Below are 24,803 nucleotides of genomic sequence, written 5' to 3'. Positions count from 1 at the left end.
TGATTAGAGAGGAAATCAATCAGTCTGTCAAGTCTGCTTTTCCAGCAAGCCGTTTTGGAGTTGGTATTGGGTTCGGCACATCTTTGCCAATGTGTCGTCGTGCGTAACGGTAATGAGGGATTTTTTCTTATCACTCACAAATGAAAAAAGAATTTCATAGATCAATTCAGCATTTCGCTGATCGAGGTTTCCGGAAGGTTCATCTGCAAAAATTAGATCGGGATCATTGCAAAGCGCCCGTGCAATGGCTGCGCGTTGCTTCTCTCCTCCAGAAAGGAGTTTGACGTTGTGAAACATTCTTTCTCCGAGGCCGACCTTTTCCAGCAAATGCTCTGCATAGAGGAAAGCTTCTGACTTTGGCGATGTGGAGCGGCGTGCAATCCGCGCTGACATCAACACATTTTCCAATGTCGTGCAATCTTCCAGAAGATGAAATGATTGAAACACAAATCCAATATGCTTGCTGCGTATCGCTGTTTGGTTGGATGCCGCTGCGTCAAAGCCTGCAATTTCCAATTGACCTTGGCACGCTTTTTCAAGTGTTCCCAGAATGTGCAGCAAGGTAGATTTGCCTTCTCCGGAACGCCCCATAATCGAAACGGTTTCGCCTCGCTCCACTTCTAGATCGATCCCTTTCAATATTTGTGTTCTGATCGGATGTGTGAAGGACTTGTGGATATTTTTTGCTTTTAAAATCATTCAGACCTCAATATCGCTGAAGGGCGGAGAAGACTGGCTTTAATCGCAGGCACAATTCCGGCTATAAGAGAGATCATTGCTGTGGAGGTGAGGACAAATGTCAAAGCTTGCAGACTCACTTGATTGGGAAGGGTGTCGCCGAAAAATGCGGGATTGAACATCTCAAACCCTTGAACGCGGCTGATAAAATCGATGAGCATTTGTAGATTTTTTAGCGTGAGCAACGCAAGAGCGATTCCGATTAAGCTGCCAACCAACCCCATGACAATGCCGCAAAGTCCAAAAATTGCAGCAATGCTCTTAGACGTCGCTCCCATTGACCGCAAGATGCCGATCTCCATTTTCTTGTCATTCACAAGAATAATAAGCATGGAAACGATATTGGAACAGGCGACAATAATAATCACCATGGAGATGAGGGTAAACAGGTTTCTCTCGCTGCGCAGCTGCTGTAGAAAATCTTTTGTAAACTCAAACTCTCGGTACGTTTGCACTTTCCAGTATTTATCGATTCCAGCTTCTTTAAAACTTTTTTCAATTTCCGCTTTGACCGGCTCAGCATCATCCAGGTCGGGGATGCGCACGTTGATTCCATTGGAAAGGGAAGAGTCGCTCATCAGATTGCCTGAACGGATGATCGATACAATAGAGTCGTTGGCAAGCAGAATTCTCCCACCCATCGGTAGGATTCCCGGATCGAAAAAGCCGGCAACATAGACAGGAATTCTTTGTTCTTGGAGTGAGCTGGCAGTAGGTGTTTGATAACTTAAGTAGCCTCTGTCTCCAATTAAAGCGCCTGATTCCCTCCAGCTTTTAGGCAGGAGAATGGCTTCTCCCCATTGAGGGCTGCTCGGAAGCGATTCAGGAATCGTTTGGTCGTAAACCCAAAAAGAACGGCTTCCATTTTCTATGGAGAATTGATCCACTAAGATCTCGTCAATCCCAAGTGTTGTAGAAAGATTGACTCCCTGCACTGCAAACTGCGTGTTGAATTTGATGTCGCGGGCAAACTCGGCAGTTTCCAGGCTGGAGGGGTCAAGTGCGATCTCTCCTTGCGCATTTCCAAGAAGATAGACAGGCACCCATGAATCCAAAGGGATGGAATGCCCTTCATGCATTGCCACTGTAATTGTGTCGTTTTCTTTTTCTAATATCGCCGGAGTCCCGTAGGAAGGGTCGAGTTCTTCTGCCGACTGGGGGAGATAGAGTGCGTGAATCGTATTAGCAGAGTTCAATACACAGACGTTGAGCCGGCAGTTTTGGGGGATTGCCTTTTGCGGGATGAGCTGCCCATGAGCCGGTGTCCGAGTTTTAAGCGGTTTGACTGTAGCTAAGATTTCCTTCATTGAACTGCGCATCTGCTCGGGAGAGCCGGCCTGTTCATTTTCTACTGTCCGGATCAAGTTGTCAATATCTGCGGAAGCTACTGGAAACATGATTTTTGGCAAGCTCGGATTCGAAGGATCGAATGAACTTAAATAGATGGCTTGCGATAAGGCGCGCTGATCGTTGTCGCTGTCAGGATTTCCAGATAGCTGCAAAGGTTCGGAACGGATCATGTTCAGCTTTAAATTTGTGATGGTCATCTCATACTCTTTAGCTGACACTCCTTTGATGCTGTTAATCGATTTGAAGGCAAGTTTGACCAGATCTTTGACCTCGCCATCCTGATTTAAGTCGGGAGCAGTCCAAGTATAAGGAATTTCCTGGTCGAAATCAGGATCGTAAGGATCTGTCTTTCGGGTTCCCAGCTTTTGTCCAATAGTTTGGACTGTATAGCCGGATTCCTGGCTAATGCTATCAATGAGGTAGTAATAAGAATTGTAATAATCTTCTGTCGGCGTAATGCGGACCGGAGCTGTCAGGGCGATCAATTTGTCCACCCATCCTCTCTCTAATCCATGCGTCACGGAAAAGAAAACGACAATCAGCCAGACAACCAAGGCGATGACGAGAATGGAGATCAAACTGATGATGGATACGGAGAGCTGCCGCCAACGAGGCACAAGGTACTTAAACGCAATCGACAGCTCAAACATCGTTACTTTGTTTCTTTATATTCAACGCGCTGACGAATGGTTGGATCGTATTTTTTGAGCACGATACGGTCAGGGGTGGATGTCTTGTTCTTAAATGTATAGTAGTGATGAGAACTTTTAGAACTTTTCAGTTTAATTTTTTCACGTTTGCTAGCCATTTTGTTTCTCCGGTCTGATCAAATAATGATGGGTAATTTTACATAATGAAAAGATTAAAATTCAAGCGGAAAAAGGGATTCTTGTCATTGGCTCTAAAAGGAGGCCGTCGCTTGTGTTTCGATTCAAAAAGGCGTGATATCCCAGCCCAGCAATCATGGCCCCATTATCCAAGCTCAATCCAGGCGGCGGCCAAAAGAGATTGAATTCAGAAGAACTCTCTTTAAATTTTTTTCTTAATGTCTGGCTATTGGAGACTCCGCCTCCAAATAAAATGGTGCCAGTCCCTATTTCTTTAGCGGCTTTGACGGTTTTTTTTATGATATCTTCAAAAACGGCGGACTGGAAGGAGGCGGCGATATCAGCCATTTCCTGCTTCGTCAATGGCATTTCGCTTTTGCCGTTCTGGCCTTTGACTGTATACAAAACTCCGGTTTTGACGCCGCTGAAAGAAAAGCAAAGAGGATTTTTTTTCGATTGCCCCACTTTGAATGCGTATCGGGAAGGGTCTCCACTTATTGCCAACTGTTCGATTTCTGGGCCTCCGGGATAAGGCAGCCCCATCATTTTCGCAACTTTGTCAAATGCTTCTCCCACGGCATCGTCTATCGTATGGCCTATTTGCTCATAGCTTCCAATATTTTTAATTTTAACTAGGCTTGTGTGGGCTCCGGATAGAACAACGCCTAAGCAAGGGAAGTCCGGAAGGGTTTCAAGATCCATGATTGCTGCGTAGAGATGCGCTTCAATGTGATTGATTCCGATAAGGGGAAGATTGCAGGCAAGAGAAAGGCTTTTTGCAGTGTTTAATCCGATTAAAAGAGGGCCAATAAGGCCAGGGCCTTTGGCAACTGCGATTAAATCGATCTCATCAAGGCGCACATTTGCCTCGTAAAGAGATTCCCGCAAAACGGGGATCATCACCTCGGCATGCCTGCGGCTGGCAAGTTCGGGAAAGACGCCGCCGTATTGCGCGTGGATCTCATGTTGAGAGGCGACCACATTGGATAAAATCTGCTTACCATCTTTGACAACAGCACAAGCTGTTTCATCGCAGGTACTTTCAATTCCGAGCACTAACATGTAAAAAAAATCCTATGTTGGAATTATACATGAAAATGAGCTAATTGGGAATGTATTTTTTCAGAATCTCTTCAAGTTTAGAGGCTTCGATTGGTTTGCTGAGATAGTCGTCCATGCCGGCATTCAGGCATTTTTCCCTGTCGCCGCTCATGGCATTTGCTGTCAAAGCGATAATCGGAATCCTTTTCCCGTTTTTTTCCTTTTTCCGAATTTCCGCTGTTGTTTGAAAGCCGTCCATTTCCGGCATTTGCACATCCATGAGAATGGCGTCATAAGCGTTGGATTCATACATTTCCAAGGCTTCTCTTCCATTTTCGGCGATATCAACGGTAAATTCCATCAGTTCAAGAATCGCTTGTGTCACTTCTTGATTGATGAAATAATCTTCGGCGATTAGGATCTTTTTTCCTTTAAATGTTGATAAAATTTTTCCCATGAACCTATCCATTTTGCAGGGGGATCTCGAACCAAAAAGTCGACCCTTTGTTTTCGATGCTTTCGCATCCGATTTTTCCTTCCATGATTTCAATGAGTTGTTTGCAGATCGCAAGTCCAAGTCCTGTTCCTCCGAACTTCCTTGTTGTCGAAACATCCGCCTGTGAAAATTTTTCAAAGATATGCATTTTTTTTTCTTGAGGGATTCCAATTCCTGTATCGGTCACTTCAACTCGAATAAACGCTTTTTTGGGATTGCTGACTTTGATGGCAACGGATCCTTCCTGGGTAAACTTGATAGCGTTGCTCGTAAGATTCATGATCACTTGGCGAATTCGCGTAGGATCGCCGATGAGGTGTTTGGGGGTGTCATGGGCATAGGAAATTTCAAGATTCAATCCTTTTTCTTCAGCCTTTGGCTGCATCAATTCGCCGACTTCTTCAACAATCTCTTCTAAATTGCAAGGGATTTTTTCTAAATTGAGCTCACCGGCTTCGATTTTGGAAAAGTCTAAAATATCATTGATAATTTCCAGCAAGACTTTTCCGGAGAGATCGATGCGGTTGGCATATTTTTCTTGGCTTTTATCAAGAGGGGTATTCAGCAAAAGAGAGGTCATTCCGATCACGCCGTTCAAGGGGGTGCGGATTTCGTGACTCATGTTTGCAAGGAATGTGCTTTTGGCAATATTGGCCTCTTCGGCTTTTTTTCGGGCAATTTCCAAATCTTGGTTGGATTGCTCGATCTGTTTTAAAAATTCCAACTGTTTGAGCTCCTGCTCTTTTCTTTCTGTGATATCTGTCGAGATTCCGCATGTTGCGTAAATATTGTCTTCAGCATCGTAAAGAGGGAACTTAACTGAAACATAGGTATGCTCTCCATCATCCAGAGGCGCGGTTTCCTCATAGGTCACTGCTTTTCCCTTTTCTAAAACGTCATTGTCATTAAGTGAAAATTTATCAGCAACGTCTTTGGAAAAAATCTCGTAGTCCGTTTTGCCGATCACTTCTTCGTTGGTTAGATGGAAGAGATCGAGGTACTGCTTATTAGCGATTAGATATCTTCCTTTGAGATCTTTTACATAGATGACTGAAGTTGCGTTATCGATGATCGCGCGCAGCCTACGTTGTGTTTCCTTAATTTCAGCTTCTGCGCGAATTCTGTTCGTAATGTCTCTGAAAACTAAAACGACTCCTTCGATTGTATCTTCCCTTCTCAACGGGCCGCATGTGAACTCTACATTGAAGCTTGTCCCGTCCTTTCTGCAAAATAGCTCATTGTTGACGGTATGCATCCGACCGTCTTCGAAAACTTTATAGATTGCTGAGTCTTTGATATGATAAGGGGTTTCGTCTGATTTCATGAGATGGAATAGCTCTTGAATCGGCTTGCCGACAACATCTTCTTGCCGCATGCCGACCATGTGTTCGCCGGCAGGATTGACAAATGCCACTTTCTTCTTTTTGTTCAAACCAAAAACACCTTCACCCATCGAATGAAGCAGCACTTCTGTTTGGATTTTAGATTCGTTCAACTCGTTCATTGCTTTGACCAGTTCGCGCGATCTCAGATAGGAGGATTGTGCAAAGTAAACGCCGAAGAAAACGACGATTGCCAAAAAGACTCCAAAAAAAAGGGTAAAAGCGGGGAGAACGGAGCGGTGTTCCGCTAAGAGTTCGGCACGTGGCTTCAGGATAAGTTTCCAGACATTGTTGTAGAAATTCAAGTCGACAGTTGCTCCGTCCAAGTGTTGATCCTGTTTTCCGGTATCGTCTCTTTCATAAATAATTTTTCCGTTTTCACTGACTTGCACGAGATAATCGTTAAGGATGTTGCCTGTGATCATGCCGTCGAACATGGCTTTGACGTCAAATCCTCCGACAATAAAGCCGTCAAATTGATCGTTGGGAAAAAGGGGAACGTAGACGAGGAATCCTTTTCCTCCTTGAACTAAATTAATGATTGGACTTGCGGCTGTTGCCTTTTGCCGGTGCATCTCTTGGAGGGTTGCGCCTTTTTTCGGATCGATCATCATGTTGAGGTCAATGGCCGGTTCATTGCCCTCTGTTGGCACGACCCAGCGCACGTGATAAGAGGAATCTGCCCACTCAATGACTCTGAGGCCGGATTTAATATCAATATAGGCGATGGCGTCCATTTCCCATTCCGATTTGGGAGTGGAGCCGCGCATTTCCCATCTTTTGGCCATGTTTTCAAGAGCGGATACTTGATGGTTGATATAGGTTTCAATGGTTGACTTGATGTGCTCTGCATCAGATAGATTGAGGTTGCGAAATTGGATCCGTTCCTGTCCGTCCAATGCTTGCCATAAAAAGATTGTGGCTAAAATCACGGCAATTGTTGTCGGCATGGGAAGCATTGGAGGAAGAGCGCCGTCGTATGTTTTACAGTGTGTCCACGCATAGACGATCACGGACGCGGAAAGTGTAAAAAATTCGATCGTCGGCCTTCCATCAAGCCGTGTGAATTCGATCCATCCTTTCGAAACAGCCCCTGTTAACCAGGCGGAAAAGCCGATTAACGCAAAAGCGACTGTGAGGCAAGCAAAAATGCGGATCAACAGTTGGCGCATTTCAAACCGCCAGGTGTTGAAAACGAAAATTAATGCTGTTCCGATAAAGGAAAAGCAAACAGCAGCATTAGGCGCCATTCTTCCTTTATAGGGATTAGTGTCGTTGACAAATACTTGATCGATTCCAAAGTCAAACCCAAGGATATATTCCAGAAGAGTCAAATAGCCAATGAGGGCAACACACCAGGCCATCGCTAATGCAGTTTTTCTCCATCCACTTTTAAAGATGGCACAAGAAAGTCCGCCGAGAAAAAATCCCAACGCTGTGTTGTACGGCATTGTGGTAAAATAGGAATGCGCTTCGATGAATTTGAGCCGATGCAGATGCCAGCTAAGCATCACTGATCCGCCCATCAAGGCGGCAATCAAGCCTAAAATGATCATCGCTTTGACGGAACCTTTACTAGGTTCTCTGATCTCTGGAGGCATAAAACTTAAATTGTTTCGCTTTTCTTCAAATAACGCCAATATCCGGTTGGAAGATCGCCCAATCTAATTTTACCGATTCGGACTCGCTTTAAGTCGACAACTTTTAATCCGACGAGTTCACACATTCGTCTAATTTGCCGCTTTTTCCCTTCAATTAGGGTGAATTTCATGAGATGTTCGTCCAATTGCTGAATGTTGGCCTTTTTTAAAGGGGTATTGTCCAATACCAACCCAAAGCTCAGGCGTTTGATGATTCCTGGGGTTACAGCTCCGTCAACTCGAACGAGATATTCCTTTTCGATTTCGGATTCATTCCCAATAATTTTTTTGGCGATGACCCCGTCTTGAGTGAGAATCAAAATGCCTTTGGAATCAATGTCAAGGCGGCCGGCAACAGATAGCTTTCGGAGATGTTTCGGATCGAATGATTTGCTGTTCCACTGCCTTTCCGGCGTGATTAAGTCGAGAGCTTGTTTGTACCCTTTTTCGGGCTGGGTGGAAACGTAGCCGATCGGCTTGTTTAAAATGATCGTTACTTTTTCCGCCTGCCATTTTTTTGCGTGAGGTAGAAGCTCTATTTCAGCATTTTCAGGAACTTTTGTACCGAGCTCGGAGATCACTTTGCCGTTCGCGCGCACAAGCCCTTTTTCAATCATTCTGTCTGCTTCGCGACGCGAGCAGATCCCTCTCAAAGACATTAATTTAGATAAACGCAATTCATTCATAGAGCTCTTTTCCCGCAGTGTTGTCGGTAATGATTAGAGCTTTATTGGAGGCTGTGCCTACTCTTTGGAGTGGAAGCTGGTCTGGGGTATAGTCGCCTTTTATGATTTTTTTTAGCATTTTCGCTTTATTTTCTCCGATGACATAAACGACTGTTTGTCTAGCTGCGTTGATGAGTTTGAAGGTAAATGTAAGCCTCCAAGTATTGAGCTTTTCGACAAAGTTAGCGACAACAAGTCTTCCGTCGGAGTGCAGAGCATGCGTCTCTGGGAAAAGGGATGCCGTATGTCCGTCTTCTCCCATTCCTAACATCACGAGATCAAATGTTTCATCCGGAACATTTTTTTTTATCAACTCTTCGTATTCTAATGCATGTGCTTCGATGTCTCCTTCTCCTTTCATGCGAAAAATATGGTCTTCAGGAATAGGAAGATCGGAGAGTCCGGCGTCCATTGCCATGCGGTAATTGCTATTTTCATCTTCTCCATCGACAGAGCGCTCGTCGCTCCACCAAAGGTAGATGTTGCTCCAATCGATTTGATCGCGGTTGGCCTCGTCCGCAAGGCTTTGAAAAATGGCTTTGGGAGTGGAGCCGCCCGACAGAGCTACATGAAAAACGCCTCGTTCAGAAATCGCCTGTTCTGCGGTTTTGATAAAATGCAGGACGCAGATTTGGATCGTATGAAATTTGTCCTCACCTTTAATCAAATCTCTTCTTTCGTCAATGGATTGTTTGAGTGGATCGATAATGTCCATGTTAAAAATTTCTCCACGGGATCTTGCCGATGGTTTGCAACATCTTTCGATAATGATGGCTTGGCCTGAAGTAAAACATCTCTTTCATTGCGGTAGCTCCTGTTTGCATTGCCTGAAGCTGCAAAGAATAAGGAACATCGCAGTGATCCGGTGTTGAGATGTAGATCATGACTTTGGATTGCTGGTCGGCAAAGGTCAATGTTGTTTTGAGATTGCGATCATCAATGCATGAAATTTCGAAAATAATTCCCGGATTCAACGTGCGCCGCTTTTGAGGCGTTAAAACCACTTTTCTTCCATGATATTCAATATGATGTTCGCCGTCGATTTCTTCTATTGTCTTGAATGTCCACTCTAGCTGTGCAGCAAGCCATCCTTGAAGATAGATCGCTTGCACCGAGTCGTGATTGATGTACTCGTCTTGCAACTGATTGTATTTAATGTGGATATAGTTGCATTGCCTTAGATAATCCAGTTGACTCTTGGTGTTGAATACTTGGGCGATCACATCTCTCCAGCCGGCGATCTCTGCCCAGCTGATATCCATGAATTCAGTATTTAACGTTTCCACTTTATTCAGCATTTTCTGAGCAAATGTTTGTAAATTGGCTGTGCTTTCCGTATCGAAGATTAACCGTGTTGCCAATTTCTCTAATTTCGGCAATATGGGGTTTTCTGCTGTGAGGTCGTCTCCCCATAATAAATAGACGGGAAGATCTGGAACGAGACGGGGAAGAACAATAAAGGGAATTTTTGAGAGGTTTTCAGGTGATGAAAAGAGCATTAAGCGCTCGCTTGCATGGCCGCATGGTTCAATACCTGTATGGCTTAACTCTTCTTTGCCGCATTGGATATGAATGACTCTGGAAGGGAATTTTTCGATCAGCGGGTGTACGATTTGCTCAAAATAGTCGGAGCGCCGTTTTTCTGCAGTATAGATGATCAGATTGAATAGATATCCTTTAATATCTTTAACCATATTATAAGAGCCGCCATTTTCTGCCGGTTTTTTCGATCAGGTTGTCAGCCTCTTCCGGTCCCCATGTACCAGCCTGGTAGTATGGCAAAGATGGTGGCCTGATGTTTTGCCAGTGCTGTAGAATTGGCGTAAACAGCTTCCACGAAGCGAGCACCTCATCTGCTCGAGCAAAAAGAGTGCTGTCGCCTGCCATGCAATCGCAAATTAATCTTTCATAGGCCTCAGGAGGTGTTGATCCAAAGTAGGTACTGTAGCGGAAATCCATTTTAACAGGCTGGATTTGGCTGCTTAATCCGGGAACTTTGCAGTTCATTTTAAGGGAAATTCCTTCATCAGGCTGGATACGGATGACTAAGATATTTGAATCTACCTTGCTAGCCTGCTTCTCGAATAAAAAGCCCGGAGCTTCTTTGAATGTAATCGAAATCTCTGTTGCTCTTTTGGGAAGCCTTTTTCCTGCTCGCAGGAAAAACGGCACTCCAGCCCAACGCCAGTTATCGATTTTTAGCTCCATAGCAACATAGGTTTCCACTGTCGATTGAGGATCGACATTTTCCTCTTCGCAGTATCCTTTGACCGGTTCTCCATCGATCATGCCCGCGGCATATTGCCCACGGATGATGGCATTGTCGTAATGACCGGCCGGAAACTCGCGAATCGACTCCATCACTTTCATTTTTTCATCTCTGATCGCATTGGCATACAAGCTGGCAGGAGGCTCCATTGCGACGAGCGAAATAAGCTGCATCATGTGATTTTGAACGATATCGCGTAGAAGTCCTGCCTCTTCAAAAAAATGTCCACGCGTTCCAATTCCAATATCTTCGCTGACAGTAATTTGTACGTGATCGATATGCTTATTGTTCCAAAGAGACTCAAAAATTGGGTTGCTGAAGCGGAAGACTAAAAGATTTTGAACGGTCTCTTTCCCAAGGTAGTGGTCGATCCGGTAGATCTGGCTTTCATCCATGTGATGGGTCAGATCATTTTGAAGTTTTTTTGCGGAACTTAAATCGTGTCCAAAGGGCTTTTCGATGATGAGACGGGACCATTTTTTACGGTCTTCTGTCTTATAGATCAATCCGTGGCTATTTAATTTTTCTGTGATCAGCGTGAAAAAGCTAGGCTGGGTAGAAAGGTAGTAGACGCGATTTCCCTTTGTGCTGAATTGGTTGTCAAGCTGCTCCAAAAATGTTTTGAGAGAGTCATACCCTTCATCGTTGTCAAATTCGGACTGATGATAGAACAGTTTTTCGCTGAACGACTGCCAAAGATTTAGATCTATCGGCTTTGTACGGGAAAATTGGCAGACTGCCTCGTGCATCTCTTTGCGGAAATCTTCATGAGATTTGTTCCGTCTGGCAAATCCGACACAAGCAAAATGTGCTGGAAGTTGTCCGGCGCTGGCGAGGTTATATAAAGCGGGAACGAGTTTTCGTGCGGTTAAATCGCCTGTTGCTCCAAAAATCACAAGAATGCATGAATCGGGAATCTTGAATTGGCGCGTTGCTTCAATCAGAGGATTAAGTTTGTAGTTATCATAAGCCATGCTCTTAAGCTTAGAGTGTGTCATTAATTTAAATCAAACGCCATTGTCCATGCAGTTGCATAAAGACAATGACGAAATTTTTAACAACTTTATAATAAGGAGGATAAACTCTCTTCTTCTGTTTGATTGCTATAATAGAGACTAAGTAGAGAAATCCCCTGATTAAGCGCTCTTTTTCTTTTGAGAATTTCTAGTTGCAATTCTCTTTCTTGCTGTAGAATGTCAACAATTTTTTTTCTCACGAGGTTTTTCTCGGCATAGGGAGCATCGGTCATCTCGATGATTCGGAAAAGCTTTTGAATATCTTTGAAAAAATGGCTTTTTGCCCAGTCTTTCTCTTCTTCTTCGATCTTCCCCTTTGCTAATAGGTCGACAATTTTTTTAGCAAGATGACCGTGATCACCAAATAGCTGTTCGATTAAATTGTCACGGGGTTGCGAAATTTGCTCTTTAAACTGGATGATATCTTTCAGGACAATGGCGAAAAATGGAACGCATGCGATTTTTTCGCTTTCTCTGTTAGAAATCAATTTGCGCAAGTTTTTCAAATTTTTTACGGGGTCGCATACTTTTTCTAGAAAATCGTGATGCTTTTGATGCTTTTTCAGGGCAATATCCCAGCCTTTCTGACAAGAATTTTTTGTCATATCGACTCCTGAAGAAAAAAGCGTGAAGCTCAAACCAAATTCACCACTTCGCATAAGGTGATAACATAGCAAAAGCATGTTGCTGATCATCTGCGCTTGTTCTTTTTCGTCAGACAAGGCTTTGAGAGCATTTTTGTATTTTTCTGCCAAGTCGTCATAAATTTTTAGTCGATTGCCGATAAGTTGTTCAAATGATTTAGATCCAGACATAAATGTTTTCATGTCGAATGTCAGCCAATCCCTTGCAACAGCGCTCTTTAAAGCTTTGGCGAATTGTTTGATTTCACTTTCGCTTAAAAGTGCGCTCATCATTTTTTTCTCCATTTCCTGAAGCGGCAAGTTTTCTTTTGTCGTGAAGCGGTAGCGTTGATAGATTTCTTTTGAATCAAGGCCAAATGTTTCTAGTGTATCGATCACTTCGGAGACCTCTTTTGCAAAAGAGGCACTGCTTAGGCGCTTTTTATTCAATTCTGCACATCTTTGCAGGCCTGAAGGGTCGATGCAGTTTAATAAATAGGAAATGGTAAAATTAGTGAAGGAATCCTGGATGCTTTTTTTAGACTCCATCTTCATCAGGGCAGCTATCCATTGATCAGAGTCTTTTTTCTCGATACTTGTTGGCCAACTCTTCAGCAACTCAAGAGGAGACACTGAAGGGTTGTACATGAGGCGGTCTTTTAAAACGACTGTGATGTAGTTGACTGCATCTTTTGGCTTTAAGTCGCCGCGTAGAAAATATTGAACAAAGTCTTTTCCCGTTGGGTCGATTAGAGCTTTCAATTCGTCTAGCTGTTTGTCATCTTTATCTCTCCATTTGATCTGCTTCAATGCGAGGATTTTTTCTGACAAGCTCAAATTGCTATCTGAAAAACGTTGGATTTCTATAAGTAATTCAGAGCTGTCGCTTTCTTCCAAGGAGGCAGCTTTTTGGTAAAGATGCTGTAGGGCGCGCACTTTTTCAACTCCTCTTCGAAGTGCTGCGATCTCCTTGAATGACGCTTGCAGATCGTCTGGATGGATTTTTACCCTGGGAACAAGAGAAATGCTTGGCTCGATTTCTACGAGGTGGGATTGCTTTTGCGTTAATACAAGCCAATGGGAATTTGTCTGATATTGGTTTCTTAGCGCGCGCATCTCCCTTCTAATTTTTTGATTGAGTTGGCTCAGCTCTTTCACCTGCGAGGTGTCTAAGCTTTTGATCTGCTTCCGCAGCTCTTCCAGCTTGAAGTATTTTTGCTGCCTCTCGGCGTTTTTCACAATTCCTTGGCAAGCGTTTTGGATTGCTTCAAAGCAAGCTACCGCTTGAGTTGCAAATGTTTGAATATTCGAAGGCGATGCTTCGGGGACTTGTATGTCTTTTATTGTACTTGTAAGAGGGGTCATTTTTATCTCTCCTTTTTTTAAAATAGATCTAAAAGGTCATCATCATTTGATCCTTCGCTTTCACTATCAGATAATTCTATTTGTTGATATTCATTAGTTTTTGGCGGAGTTTCTTTATTAATCAAAGGTTTTGTTTGATGAATTTCTGAATGATTTTGATTTTTACTAAAAAAACATTCTTTTATTTTTAAAAATAAAAGGTAAGCCATTTTAATGATTTTGCGGACAAGCGCAAAAAAACGCGTAAAAATATGATGATGAGGGGATTTTCGTTGCGGGACCGTTGAAGTCCTCAGAGGACAGCTTTTTTCAGGATTTTCTTTTGCTTGAGGCTCTTCAATTTCCAGTTGATGCGATTCCTGGAGTTTTGGAGCTGGATCTTCTAGAGGTGTCGATAATGGGAAAACCTGTTGGTGTGTTTCGGCAAGATCAAGACCGCGGTGCCTGAGTAAAAGATCACCATCTTTCCTTTTCATTTGCCTTCGCCTGTTGCGGATGCATGGTTGACTCACCAGTTCATCTCTTGTCACGGGTTTAAGTGCAAGTCTTGTTTCTTCTCGTCCGCTTTCTGTTCGATAAAGGCATTTGTCAGCAAAAAACAACTGCCTGCCTCCTGATATTACAAACCATTTTCTGTTGATGGAGCCTCCTTTTTTCTGCTTTAGAAATGCAGAGGGAATAGGCGGATAATTTTTTCTTTTTCCCCAAATTTTTTGGGGAGGGGTATGCTGTGTCTCCCATAAGTCATCTAAATTGCTTTGCACATCAGGAAATTTATGAGGTAGGCTTAAAAAATTAATCATAGATAGATAGTTTTTTTTGTTTTAAAAAAATGAATTTAAATTCTATCATAATGAGGATGTTTTGATAAAGAATTTTTATTTCAAAACATGTTAAGAATTACTTGAGGCTGCAATTTCCATTCGATTTTTAGCTCTGAGTAATGCTTGAGTGACTTCATGCTGGTCGATCTCTTCTTCTGGAAATTCAAGCAGCTTGTAGGCTTTTTGATAGGCAGCTTTTGCACGATCGTAGTCGATCTCGCCTGCCGACTCGATGGTATCGCCTAAAATGGTGACTTGGTTTTGATGCATTTCCATAATCCCTCCAGAAATGGCGAATACGCTTTTTTCTTGTTGGGAAAACGTGATCGCAAGTTTTCCTGGCTGAAGAGGCGTCATTAAGGAAGCATGGTTGTTGAGAACTTCAAAGTAGCCGAGTGTTCCGGGTATTGTTAAGGATAAAGCTTTCCCTTCATAGACTTTTTTATCTATTGTCAAAATTTTCAATGAAAACACGGCAGATCTCTTTTTGTAAAAAGGATTATTTTTTTTCTGCTTTTTCTAAAACTTCTTCGATCGTTCCTGTCATATAAAACGCTTGCTCGGGGAGATCGTCTAATTCTCCTTCGATAATCATTTGGAAGCCTTTGATGGTTTCTTTCAGTTTGACATAGCGTCCGGACTTTCCCGTAAAAGTCTCTGCTACAAAAAATGGCTGGGAAAAAAAGCGTTGGATCTTGCGTGCGCGAGAAACGATGAGCTTATCATCTGCAGAGAGTTCGTCGATCCCCAAGATAGCGATAATATCTTGAAGATCTTTATAGCGCTGTAGGATTTTTTGCACTTTGCAAGCAAGGTCGTAGTGCTGCTCGCCAACAGTCCAGGCATCCAAGATGCGCGATGATGAAGCTAAAGGATCGACTGCGGGATAGATTCCAAGCTCTGCGATTTGCCTGGATAGGGTGATGGATGCATCAAAATGGGAGAAAAGGCTTGCTGGAGCGGGATCTGTATAGTCATCTGCAGGAACATAAACGGCCTGCACCGATGTAATCGACCCTGTTTGTGTTGATGTGATCCGTTCTTCAAATGCCCCGATTTCTGCTGAAAGTGTTGGCTGGTAGCCGACGGCTGAAGGCATTCTTCCTAATAAAGCGGAAACTTCCGATCCTGCTTGCACGAAACGAAAAATGTTATCCACAAAAAGCAAGACGTCTTGATGTTCTTTATCGCGGAAATATTCAGCCATTGTCAAGCCCGTAAGACCCACTCGCAGCCTTGCTCCTGGAGGTTCATTCATTTGTCCAAAGACCAAGCATGTCTTGTCAAGCACTCCCGATTCTTTCATTTCCAGCCATAAATCATTTCCTTCTCTTGTTCGTTCTCCCACTCCACAAAAAACAGAATATCCTCCATGTTGTGTGGCGATATTGTGGATCAGTTCCATAACGATGACGGATTTTCCTACACCAGCTCCTCCGAAAAGTCCGACTTTTCCTCCTTTGAGAAAAGGAGCCAAGAGATCGATGACCTTAATTCCTGTTTCGTAAACAATCTCCTTTGTTTCTTGCTGCTCTAATGATGGAGGGGCGCGATGAATGGGCATGTGCGGCGTTTTTGGTGAAATGGAATCCAGGTTATCTATCGGTTTTCCTAAGATATTAAAGATGCGTCCCAGAGTTTTTTCTCCGACTGGTACACGGATGCAGGCACCGGTATCAATGGCTTTCATTCCTCTTACAAGGCCATCAGTTGAGGAAAGAGCGATGCAGCGTACAATTCCGTCGCCAATTTGTGCGGCGACTTCTGCAAAGAGGTGAATGTTTCTTTCTTCATCAATGACCTCAATTGCATTGTAGATGTTAGGAACCTCATCTTTGGAAAATTCTACGTCAATTGTTGGTCCGATGACTTGTTTGATGATTCCTGTATTGCTCATTGTCTGCACCTTCTATTTCATGGCTTCAGCGCCAATCATGATTTCCAGCATTTCGCTGGTAATTCCTGCTTGTCTGACCTTGTTGCTTAGCAAGGTTAGGTTTTCGATCATTGTATCGGCATTTTTCGCAGCAGCCCTCATCGCTAAAACGCGGGCGGCCAATTCGCTTACATAAGCTTGGTTTAGCATCTCTTGTATCTCTGCAATGCAGTAGCGGGAAAGAAATTCGGTTAGCAATTCTTCTAAAGAGGGCTCTAAAATATAATCACGTTCGATCGGTTTTGTTTTTTTAGGAATTGGCAGCAATTGCTTGTTGATAATTGTCCTAGAGAAAATGGTTTGATGTTTCGTATAGATGAGATTGATTTTTTTATATTTGCTCAAAAGGTAATTTTTGATCAGTCCCTCTGCAAATGTTTTGATTGTTTGAGTTGAAATCTTTCCTCCCCACCCTGGAATTTCTTGAGCGATCTTCTGTTTTTTTTTATGATAGTAATCGATCCCTTTGCCGCCAAAAATGATGAGCTCTGCTGTATGAGTTTCTTTTAAAAGACGGTCTAAAGCGGAAAAAAGATTGCTATTATAGGCACCGCACAAGCCGCGGTCTGTGCTAGCAGCGATAAAGAGTGTAGAACCGGTTTTATTTTCTTTTAGCAGGGGGTGGCAATCTCTTGTGGCTGTTGCTATTAAACGCGGGAGCATATCGTGCATGCTCAATACATAGTCATGGGAATGTTCTGCTTGGACAAGCGCTTTTTGCAATCTTGCCGCAGCAACCATTTCCATGGATTTTGTGATCTGTTGAATGTTTTCAACAGACCGGATGCGTTTACGGATCTCTTTTAAAGAAAGCATGTGTGTCAACCTTTGCGTTGCCGAGCAATGAATTGCTCTTTAAAAGCTTTGGCCGTGTGTTCAATGGTTTCAGCAACTTTAGGTTCCAGGTCCTGAGACTCAGCAATCGATTGAAGAAGAGCCGGATGCTCTTTTTCAATTTCACTCATCAGTTCTTTAATAAATGTATCAACAAGATGAAGTTCGATATCATCTAGAAATCCTTTTGTTCCAATAAAAATTTCAATGACTTGATTTTGAAGAGGCAAAGGTTTTAGTTTGTTTTGCTTCAAGATTTCAACCATGCGTTCGCCGCGTATTAACTGCGCTTTTGTGGTTTCATCAAGATCTGCACCTAGTTGCACGAAAGCTGCCAATTCTCGGTATAACGCAAGATCTAAGCGCAGGCTTTGCGCGACTTTTTTCATGGCCTTTGTCTGTGCTTTTCCTCCAACTCGCGAAGCGGAAAGGCTGACGTTGATGGCCGGACGAACCCCTGCAAAGAAAAGATCCGATTCTAAGAAAATCTGTCCGTCTGTAATGGAGATGACATTTGTTGGAATGTAGGTGGCAACATCGCTTGCTTGCGTCTCGATGACAGGAATGGAGGTGAGGGATCCTCCTCCGAGCTCTTTATTCAATTTTGCGGCTCTTTCTAAAAGACGTGAGTGAAGATAAAAAATATCTCCTGGATAGGCTTCTCGCCCGGGAGGGCGCCGAAGCAGCAACGCTAGCTGCCGATAGGCTTGGGCGTGTTTGGAAAGGTCATCGTAAAAACAGATTGCATGTTTCCCTTGGTACATATCATGCTCTCCCATTGCTGTTGCTGCATAGGGGGCTAAGTATTGCAAGGAGGCTGAGTCTGCAGCAGAGGTGGCGACAATGGTTGTGTATTCCATCGCTCCATGATGTTCTAAAATGGAAACGAAATTGGCAATGGTTGAAAGCTTTTGTCCAATCGCCACATAGATGCAGTGAACGCCTTGATTTTTTTGATTGAGGATCGTATCTAAAATCAGGGTTGTCTTGCCGGTTTGCCTGTCTCCAATGATGAGTTCGCGCTGTCCTTTGCCAATGGGGATCATGGCATCAATGGCTTTGATCCCTGTTTGCAAAGGTTCGCAGACAGGCATGCGTTGAGTGACCCCAGGTGCTGTGCATTCAACAGGGCGCATTTGGGAAGCATTGATGGGGCCTTTTCCGTCAAGGGGCTGGCCTAAAGGGGTAATGACGCGGCCGAGAAGCTCATCTCCTACAGGAACAGAGACAACGGCATGTTTCCGCTTAACAATATCGTGTTCTTTAATCTCTTGCCCGCTACCGAGGATAATGACGCCAACAGTGTCTGTTTCAAGGTTTAAGGCGATTCCTTGCGTTCCGTCTGGGAATTCGACAAGTTCTGATACCATCACGTCATTAAGCCCCCATATTTGAGCAATTCCATCTCCCACTTGAATGACGCGTCCAACGGACTCCAACTTGACATGATCTTCGAAACTTTCAATTTCTTGTGTAAGAACCCAGGAGATCTCTTTTGGATTAAGCTGCATGTCTTTTTCCTTTTTTAAGATGCTTTCTGAGATGTTCTAAACAAGTTTTCAGACTTTTGTCCAAGATCTTGCCATTTGGGAATAAAAGAATCATTCCTCCGATGATTTTACTGCTTTGTTCCTCATAAAACTCTATTTTTTTGTTATATTTTGCTTCCAGTTTGTTTTGTAGAAGAAGCTTATTCTCTTCATCGATTTTTTCTGCAGAGATTAATTTTATGGATAGAATTCCCATTTGCTTTTTCATTTTTATAGAAAATTCTTCAATCACTTCAGTTATAAGAGAAATTTTTTTTTGTTCCGTCAAGATTTTTAAGAAAAGAAGAATTTCTTCTTTAACTTTATCTTTGAACAGGAGCTCTAAAACGTTTTTTTTCGCTTGGAGAGGCACTAAAGGAGAGGCAAAAGCCTCTTGAAGATGAGTGTTGCTTGTGATTTTTTTGATTTCTTGCAGTTGAAAAAGATAGGTTTCAAGCTCTTGCTTTTTTAATGCTAAAAAGAAAAGGATGCCTGCATATTTTGTCGATGCTTTTGTCACAACTTCAATTCCTCGATGCTTTTTACAATGAGTTCTTTTCGGTGCTTTTCGTCCAGCTCTTTTTTCAATACCGATTCTGTAGCAGCGATCGTTAAATCAATCAGGTCGTTTTTTAACTCGCTTCTGACTTTATTTGTCTCATACTCTGCTGCAATATGGGCTTTGTTGATGATTTCTTGCGCCCGTTGATGCGCTTCTTTTTCGATTTCTCGAGTGATTTGGCGCGCTTTTTCCATTTCTTCTTGCATGCGCGTTTGGGCAAGATGATCGATATTCTTAAGTTTATCTTCATACGAAAAGCGGAGTTGTTGAACTTGCAGTTTTTCTGCATCAATTGCCGACAATTCGGAACGGATTCTTTCTTGCCGCTCTTCTAGAATTGTTAAAAGAGGTCCCCAAGCATACCGTTGCAGCACCCATAAGATGATGAGGAAGGCGATGACTTGGGCGACTATCTGCCCGACCTCGACATTCACCCTGATCTCCCGATGATCACAAAGAAGACGATTAATGCATAAATTGTCAAGGCTTCGATCAAGGCTGCGCCGATAATTAATGTAGTTAAAACTTTACCGGAAGCTTCCGGCTGCCGTCCGATTGCCTCCATCGCTCCTTTGACGGCAAGTCCTAAGCCGATGCCCGAGCCGAAAGCAGCAATGCCGACGGCAAGTGGAGTGGCAAGGGCGAATGCGGTATTTACGTCCATAGTGGCTCCTTAAATTTTAGGTTGGTGTTTTTCTTTATGCGGGATCGACAACAAAATGTATACAGCAGACAATAAAGTAAAGACTAAAGCCTGCATAAAGCTTGTCAGTATTCCCAGAAACATAAAAGGGATTTGTAATGGGAGTCCTCCTTGCATTGGAAGATCCAGTAGGGAAAATGCTGCAACGCCTGCCAAGGTAAAGTATCCGATTAATGCTTCCTCTCCCATGATATTTCCAAAAAGGCGAAGAGCAAGTGTCACAGGACGTGAGATTTGCGTTAAAAGCTCCAAAGGAAAGATTAGAGGGACAATGATCCATTCCAGTACTGTTTTTGGAGAGCCTGCCATATGGTATAAAAATCCAAAAATGCCCATGTGTTTGATGTTTAAATATTGAACCAAGGTAAAAACGCATAGCGCCAAGGCAATTGCGGTATTTAAATTGGCCGAAGGAGGCTTCATCAAAGGAATTAAGCCAAAGAGATTTAAGGCTAAAATGTACACAAAAAGCGTTCCAAGAAAAGGAATATATTTTTTCTCTTCAGACCCTAGTATTCCATAGATCACTTTCATTAGGAGTTCTGTGATCATTTCCAATCCATTTTGAAGACCTTTTGGGATCATTTCTCTTTTTCTGATGCCAATGCGGAATAAGATGATGACGAAAGTAGCAATGATGATGGAAAAGGCGAGATCTTCCCATTGGTGCAGCATCTGTGTTAATTTATTGGGAAAAATTTTATATAATAATGAAATGATGTTAGGTGGATGTTGTAGAATGGGGGAGACAAGAAGATAATGGATATTTGAATAGACGGATAGGTTCATAGACCGCCAAATTGTTTAATGATCCTATAGCATTCCCTCATACCACTGGCAAAACCTAAAGCAAGCAGGGCATACATGATATAAGGAGATGTATCAAAGAAGTGATCGATAGCTTTGCCGATAATCATTCCTATGATCATAGGAATGATCATCACAAACGGAAGAGTAACTAATGCTCCTACCTGGCGTCGTCTCTTCCACTCATCGTCCTTCATAAAAATTTAGACTATGAAAAATGGAATTTACTGTCTAATTTTTTCAAAGGATGAATCTAGAAGAAGATACAGGTTAGGGAATTCTAATTGACGAATGATTTTTTCTGCGGAGTTTCTATTTTCGCAAACGATATAAAAAGCGCCTCCTCCTCCGGAGCCGCTGAGTTTACCTCCGCAGGCGCCTAAAGTGAGCGCTTTCTCCAACAAGGAGTCAAGTTCCGGTATGGATATTCCCAACGCCTTTAAATGAACATGGGCAAGAGTCGCCAACTCTCCAAAAGTTGCGGGACAATCTAACTGATCTAAGGAAAGTTTTGCAATTTCTCCCAGATGTTCAATATGTTCCATAGGCTCGGAAGCTGTTTCCATTTTTTGACGTAGCCCGGACACTAAATCTGAGGTATTCATGGAACGTGGGAATGCGCCGACAATCAGGCACGGCAGCTTTTTTTTAAAAGGTTGGAAGGAGGGGAGTATACTGCTTTTTTTTTGCAAATATCCTCCTTGCTCCATCGTGGAGATGCCAGTATCTATTCCTGAAGGATTTGTATGGAAATAAGCTTCTAATGCATGAGCGCGGGACCAAATTTCTTTTGCTTGGGCGTGCTGACCAATTTGGGAAAAAACTGCTCGTGTCAATGCGACACATAGTGCGCCGGAAGAGCCGAATCCAACTCCGATCGGAGTTTCAGAATGCACGATGATTTCTAATGGGGAGAGGGAGTGTAGTTCCGGAAATATCTCGGGAAGCTTAGAGAGAAGTGGATTTAAACGGGGCAAATAGCGAGGAGCAACTTTCCATTGCATATTTTCCGCACGCACAAGTTTCACTGTGGTTTTCCAAGGAAGGGGAATGCCGAGAGCTGGAAAGCCGTAAACAGCAGAGTGCTCTCCAAATAACAGCAGTTTTGCAGAAGCTGATCCTACTGCAGACATTGGACTCCTTCGAGACTGATATGCAGCGGCTTGCTATGTTCCATAGGTGTTAACGCCGCTCCGATTTCTCCTCCTGCACCTAATGGTTTAACTGAGATCTCTTCCCATTGAATTTTTTGAGCAAGATGCCGGTTGATCCATCGATTTAGAAGAGATGCCCGATGAAAAAGGCGCAGGGAAAGAGAAAGTTGCTGAATGAGTGCGTTCGATGTTTTGATGTATTTTTTTATTTGTAAAGGATGGGCGGTTTCAAAATGCTTTAACTCTTTAAGCACGGAGCGGGTGTCGCAAGAGTACGCTCCTCTTAAGAGATAGATTTCCCTGTATAAATCGGGATTAAGCGGCTGCCACTCTGGCGGATTGCTGTTTTTGAACAGTCCAACTCCTCCTAAACAGGAAGCATAGATGTCATATCCGCTTCCTCTGCCTCCCTGAAATGAGCGGTGCAGCTGCAAAGCGTGCCATGCTAATTGATCAATGGATCCGATCTGCCCTTCTAAAAGTGCGGAGAGGAGGCCAATGGTGACTGCGGCGCTGGATCCGTATCCTTTTTTAGTGCCGTCTGGATAATAGAATTGCCGAGCATCAAGATGAATATGCAGAGAGGGGGAAAGATTTAATGTAGAAACGATGTGCTCAATAAGGCGGCTGGGAAATGGATCCCCCTTTGTCCAGCGGTAAGTTTCGTTGCCGTATTCTCCGGAGATTGTCAATTGAGATGCGGGAAGGATGTCGATGATCAACTTTTCTTTTGTTGCAGCGGCGATCCCTAATCCGTCGGGGTAGGTAATGGCATATTCTCCGAAAAGAAGCATATTGCCCGGAACGGTAATTCTCATGCCTTAGGTGCTCCACCCGCCTTAGATACGAGGAACTCAACTAGCGGATGCGCTGCTCGAAGCCTTTGAAGAGCGCTGTCTAGATCATGCTCCAGGCAAACCATTTTCACTTGCGGTCCAGCATCCATTGTTTCCCAAATGCTGATCCCTTCTTGCCTGAGCTCTTCGCAAGAGTGTAGCAAAGCAACACTTTCAGGCTTCCAATAAAGTGTTGATGGCGTGCTTGTCAGCATTGTGGAAAACATCGAAAGATAACTTTGCCTGATGAGCGGGCCAAGTGTATTTAATTCTCTTTTTTGAACAGCTGGCACGCTTTGAGAGAAAAATTCGTCTGCTTTTTTCAGCCAGGAGTCGTAAAAGGGAGAGGTTTCTCGGGCACATTCCATCGCTTCCCGTGAAGAGATTTCCTTGGAGCTGTTTGTAACGATGCCTATGATGACTCTAAGTTCCGGCCAGTCGATGTTTAAAGGTTCGGAAGATTCTGCATCTTTTTTGAGAATCGTGAAACCGCCAAATAGCGAGCGGGCCGCAGATGCAGAACCAAATCTCGCTAGAGAGGAGATCGTTTCTAAAGGAATTTCCGGGTTGATCAAACGGGCGCAGCCGAGGGCAAGGGCAGCAAAGCCTGAAGAGGAGCTTGCCAGGCCGGCAGCAACGGGAAAATTTGTCGAACTATAAGCAGAAAAGCGTTGATCGGAACCGGTTGTCTTTCTAAAATTTTCAAAAAAGGAGCGAAATCGTTCTATCGGTGCTTGCTTGCCATTGATAAAAATCCTGTCGTCTTCTGAAATACTTACTGTCGTTTTTGTACGTAGGGTATCCAGAGACACAGCAAGAGACGATGTTGCAGGCAAGTTAAGAGCTGTGTTGCTTTTTCCCCAGTATTTGATCAAGGCAAGCGAAGGAGAAGTCTCTACAGTCACAGCATTCATGATGTTGTCTTCTCCAGAACTTTTTTTGCTTCTTCAATATCAAGTTTTCTCTCGTTCCAAAGAGTTTCTCCTATTTGGCGAATCGATTCTCCGCGGGCGCCAGCGGCGTAGGCTGCCTTTGCTGCGTGCAGCTTCATGTGTCCTCCCTGTATTCCGTCAGAAACAAGGGCAAAAAGAGCTGCCAGATTTTGGGCAAGCCCCAGAGCCGCAGCTAGCTTATTCAGAGATTGCGCATCGGGACAGGAAAGCAATTTTAATGCAAACCGAGAAGCGGGCCAAAAACTTGTTGTTCCACCGACAGTTCCTAAAGCAAGGGGAAGCTCTATGTTTCCTTTAAGAGAGTTGTCTGAGATTTCGTATGTTGTCAATGGAAGGTATTGACCTGTTTTTTGTGCGTAAAAATGCGCTGCTGATTCTATCGCACGCGTATCGTTGCCGGTTGCCAGCGCTAGTGCCGAAATGCCGTTCATTACCCCTTTATTATGCGTGACTGCGCGTTCGGGAAACAGTTGAGCTGTTTGATTTGCTTCGACAATCCGTTGGCATGCCTCCAACCCGGACAGGCCTCCTTTTCTGAACAGCTTTACCGGGACTTTGAATGATGCACCTGCCTTTCTTTTTGAAGATGCATTGGTTAAGATGGACATGAGCACTCGGCCTTCGAAAAGGTTTGAAAGATAGTCCTTCATCCCTTCTGCAACAGTGTTCATCACATTCGCACCCATGGCATCGCAGACGTCAACATCGATCGAAACGAGTAATGTGTCTTCTTTTCTCTCTGTTGAAACACCTCTGAAGCCGCCTCCGCGTTGAACCATTCGAGGAATGATCGCGTTGACATGCGAGCCGATTTTTTCTTTGCACGTTTGCAATGAGAGGTGCTTAGCTTCTTTGAGGAAAATCTGTGTGGTCATCACTGGTGAATCAGCCCAAGTCGTGAACCCTTCACCAGCTTTAATCAGATGCGCTGCATAGCTGGCGGCAGCGATGACGGAAGGCTCTTCTGTAGCCATAGGGATAAATTTTAGACAGCGGTCAACCAGGAAACCTGTTGCGATTCCTAAAGGAATTGGAAAGGTTCCGATCGATGATTCGACCAGAATATCGGAAAGCTCTGTCAAGTCTGTTTGGTTTGCAAGAAGTTGCAATTCATCATCATCAATCAGGTAGAGAGCTTTTAAAGCGTCTCGACGTTGGACAGGTGTGAGCTTGCGAAAATTAGAAGGAATCAT

Annotated in this window: 25 protein-coding genes; all 25 read right to left on the bottom strand. The window is 43.6% G+C overall.

The annotated features are described in order from the left end of the window. Positions 1-27: 27 nt before the first annotated feature. The gene (locus WCW_RS05515; protein WP_013182211.1) at positions 28-699 is read right to left on the bottom strand and encodes an ABC transporter ATP-binding protein; all 672 of its coding nucleotides are present in this window, start codon (positions 697-699) and stop codon (positions 28-30) included. Next, positions 696-2,738, bottom strand: coding sequence for an ABC transporter permease (locus tag WCW_RS05510; protein WP_013182210.1), 2,043 nt, complete (start codon positions 2,736-2,738; stop codon positions 696-698). Before WCW_RS05510 ends, WCW_RS05515 begins: the two co-directional genes overlap by 4 nt. Positions 2,739-2,740: 2 nt before the next feature. Further along, the gene (rpmG, locus tag WCW_RS05505) at positions 2,741-2,896 is read right to left on the bottom strand and encodes a 50S ribosomal protein L33 (RefSeq protein WP_013182209.1); all 156 of its coding nucleotides are present in this window, start codon (positions 2,894-2,896) and stop codon (positions 2,741-2,743) included. A gap of 61 nt (positions 2,897-2,957) precedes the next feature. Continuing rightward, complete coding sequence (tsaD, locus tag WCW_RS05500) at positions 2,958-3,977, bottom strand: tRNA (adenosine(37)-N6)-threonylcarbamoyltransferase complex transferase subunit TsaD (protein WP_013182208.1); 1,020 nt, start codon at positions 3,975-3,977, stop codon at positions 2,958-2,960. A gap of 40 nt (positions 3,978-4,017) precedes the next feature. Continuing rightward, positions 4,018-4,413, bottom strand: a complete 396-nt coding sequence (locus WCW_RS05495) for a response regulator (RefSeq protein WP_041941545.1) — start codon at positions 4,411-4,413, stop codon at positions 4,018-4,020. A 4-nt stretch (positions 4,414-4,417) separates the two neighbouring features. Next, on the bottom strand, positions 4,418-7,474 hold the full coding sequence (locus WCW_RS09750; RefSeq protein ID WP_143876357.1) for an ATP-binding protein: 3,057 nt from the start codon (positions 7,472-7,474) through the stop codon (positions 4,418-4,420). Next, positions 7,441-8,160: a pseudouridine synthase gene (locus WCW_RS05485; RefSeq protein WP_013182205.1), complete on the bottom strand. Its 720-nt coding sequence runs from the start codon at positions 8,158-8,160 to the stop codon at positions 7,441-7,443. Before WCW_RS05485 ends, WCW_RS09750 begins: the two co-directional genes overlap by 34 nt. After that, positions 8,153-8,914, bottom strand: coding sequence for a 6-phosphogluconolactonase (pgl, locus tag WCW_RS05480; protein WP_013182204.1), 762 nt, complete (start codon positions 8,912-8,914; stop codon positions 8,153-8,155). The genes WCW_RS05485 and pgl overlap by 8 nt, the downstream gene beginning before the upstream one ends. A 1-nt stretch (position 8,915) precedes the next feature. Further along, complete coding sequence (locus tag WCW_RS05475; RefSeq protein WP_013182203.1) at positions 8,916-9,893, bottom strand: glucose-6-phosphate dehydrogenase assembly protein OpcA; 978 nt, start codon at positions 9,891-9,893, stop codon at positions 8,916-8,918. Position 9,894: 1 nt separating this feature from the next. Continuing rightward, positions 9,895-11,442 (bottom strand): glucose-6-phosphate dehydrogenase, encoded by a 1,548-nt coding sequence (gene zwf, locus WCW_RS05470; protein ID WP_041941544.1) that lies wholly within the window; start codon positions 11,440-11,442, stop codon positions 9,895-9,897. 89 nt (positions 11,443-11,531) lie between these two features. Beyond that, complete coding sequence (locus WCW_RS05465; protein ID WP_013182201.1) at positions 11,532-13,472, bottom strand: RasGEF domain-containing protein; 1,941 nt, start codon at positions 13,470-13,472, stop codon at positions 11,532-11,534. 17 nt (positions 13,473-13,489) lie between these two features. After that, the gene (locus WCW_RS10160; RefSeq protein ID WP_143876356.1) at positions 13,490-13,948 is read right to left on the bottom strand and encodes a hypothetical protein; all 459 of its coding nucleotides are present in this window, start codon (positions 13,946-13,948) and stop codon (positions 13,490-13,492) included. A gap of 417 nt (positions 13,949-14,365) precedes the next feature. Continuing rightward, a complete protein-coding gene (atpC, locus tag WCW_RS05455; RefSeq protein WP_013182199.1) occupies positions 14,366-14,770 on the bottom strand; it encodes an ATP synthase F1 subunit epsilon in 405 nt (134 codons plus the stop codon). A gap of 25 nt (positions 14,771-14,795) precedes the next feature. Then, positions 14,796-16,193, bottom strand: coding sequence for a F0F1 ATP synthase subunit beta (gene atpD / locus WCW_RS05450; RefSeq protein WP_013182198.1), 1,398 nt, complete (start codon positions 16,191-16,193; stop codon positions 14,796-14,798). A 12-nt stretch (positions 16,194-16,205) separates the two neighbouring features. Beyond that, on the bottom strand, positions 16,206-17,048 hold the full coding sequence (gene atpG, locus WCW_RS05445; protein WP_013182197.1) for an ATP synthase F1 subunit gamma: 843 nt from the start codon (positions 17,046-17,048) through the stop codon (positions 16,206-16,208). A gap of 5 nt (positions 17,049-17,053) precedes the next feature. Beyond that, positions 17,054-18,577 (bottom strand): F0F1 ATP synthase subunit alpha, encoded by a 1,524-nt coding sequence (gene atpA / locus WCW_RS05440; protein ID WP_013182196.1) that lies wholly within the window; start codon positions 18,575-18,577, stop codon positions 17,054-17,056. Then, entirely contained in the window at positions 18,567-19,115 is a 549-nt protein-coding gene (atpH, locus tag WCW_RS05435) for an ATP synthase F1 subunit delta (protein WP_013182195.1), read from the bottom strand. The genes atpA and atpH overlap by 11 nt, the downstream gene beginning before the upstream one ends. Continuing rightward, positions 19,112-19,591, bottom strand: coding sequence for a F0F1 ATP synthase subunit B (gene atpF, locus WCW_RS05430; protein ID WP_013182194.1), 480 nt, complete (start codon positions 19,589-19,591; stop codon positions 19,112-19,114). Before atpF ends, atpH begins: the two co-directional genes overlap by 4 nt. Beyond that, entirely contained in the window at positions 19,588-19,821 is a 234-nt protein-coding gene (locus WCW_RS05425; protein ID WP_013182193.1) for an ATP synthase F0 subunit C, read from the bottom strand. The genes atpF and WCW_RS05425 overlap by 4 nt, the downstream gene beginning before the upstream one ends. A gap of 9 nt (positions 19,822-19,830) precedes the next feature. After that, the gene (gene atpB / locus WCW_RS05420) at positions 19,831-20,649 is read right to left on the bottom strand and encodes a F0F1 ATP synthase subunit A (RefSeq protein ID WP_013182192.1); all 819 of its coding nucleotides are present in this window, start codon (positions 20,647-20,649) and stop codon (positions 19,831-19,833) included. Then, positions 20,646-20,864 carry an AtpZ/AtpI family protein gene (locus WCW_RS05415; protein ID WP_013182191.1) on the bottom strand — a complete coding sequence of 73 codons (219 nt, stop codon included), beginning with the start codon at positions 20,862-20,864 and terminating at the stop codon, positions 20,646-20,648. The genes atpB and WCW_RS05415 overlap by 4 nt, the downstream gene beginning before the upstream one ends. A gap of 27 nt (positions 20,865-20,891) precedes the next feature. Next, positions 20,892-21,800 carry a mevalonate kinase gene (gene mvk / locus WCW_RS05410; RefSeq protein ID WP_013182190.1) on the bottom strand — a complete coding sequence of 303 codons (909 nt, stop codon included), beginning with the start codon at positions 21,798-21,800 and terminating at the stop codon, positions 20,892-20,894. Further along, positions 21,788-22,639, bottom strand: coding sequence for a GHMP family kinase ATP-binding protein (locus WCW_RS05405; RefSeq protein WP_013182189.1), 852 nt, complete (start codon positions 22,637-22,639; stop codon positions 21,788-21,790). Before WCW_RS05405 ends, mvk begins: the two co-directional genes overlap by 13 nt. Next, positions 22,636-23,571 (bottom strand): diphosphomevalonate decarboxylase, encoded by a 936-nt coding sequence (gene mvaD, locus WCW_RS05400; RefSeq protein ID WP_013182188.1) that lies wholly within the window; start codon positions 23,569-23,571, stop codon positions 22,636-22,638. The genes WCW_RS05405 and mvaD overlap by 4 nt, the downstream gene beginning before the upstream one ends. Further along, complete coding sequence (locus WCW_RS05395) at positions 23,568-24,803, bottom strand: hydroxymethylglutaryl-CoA reductase, degradative (RefSeq protein WP_013182187.1); 1,236 nt, start codon at positions 24,801-24,803, stop codon at positions 23,568-23,570. The genes mvaD and WCW_RS05395 overlap by 4 nt, the downstream gene beginning before the upstream one ends.

The sequence above is a fragment of the Waddlia chondrophila WSU 86-1044 genome (assembly GCF_000092785.1).
In the GTDB taxonomy this organism is placed as follows: Bacteria; Chlamydiota; Chlamydiia; order Chlamydiales; family Waddliaceae; genus Waddlia; species Waddlia chondrophila.
Note: the sequence above shows the minus strand (reverse complement) of the source record. Positions and strands in the feature narration are given on the sequence as shown.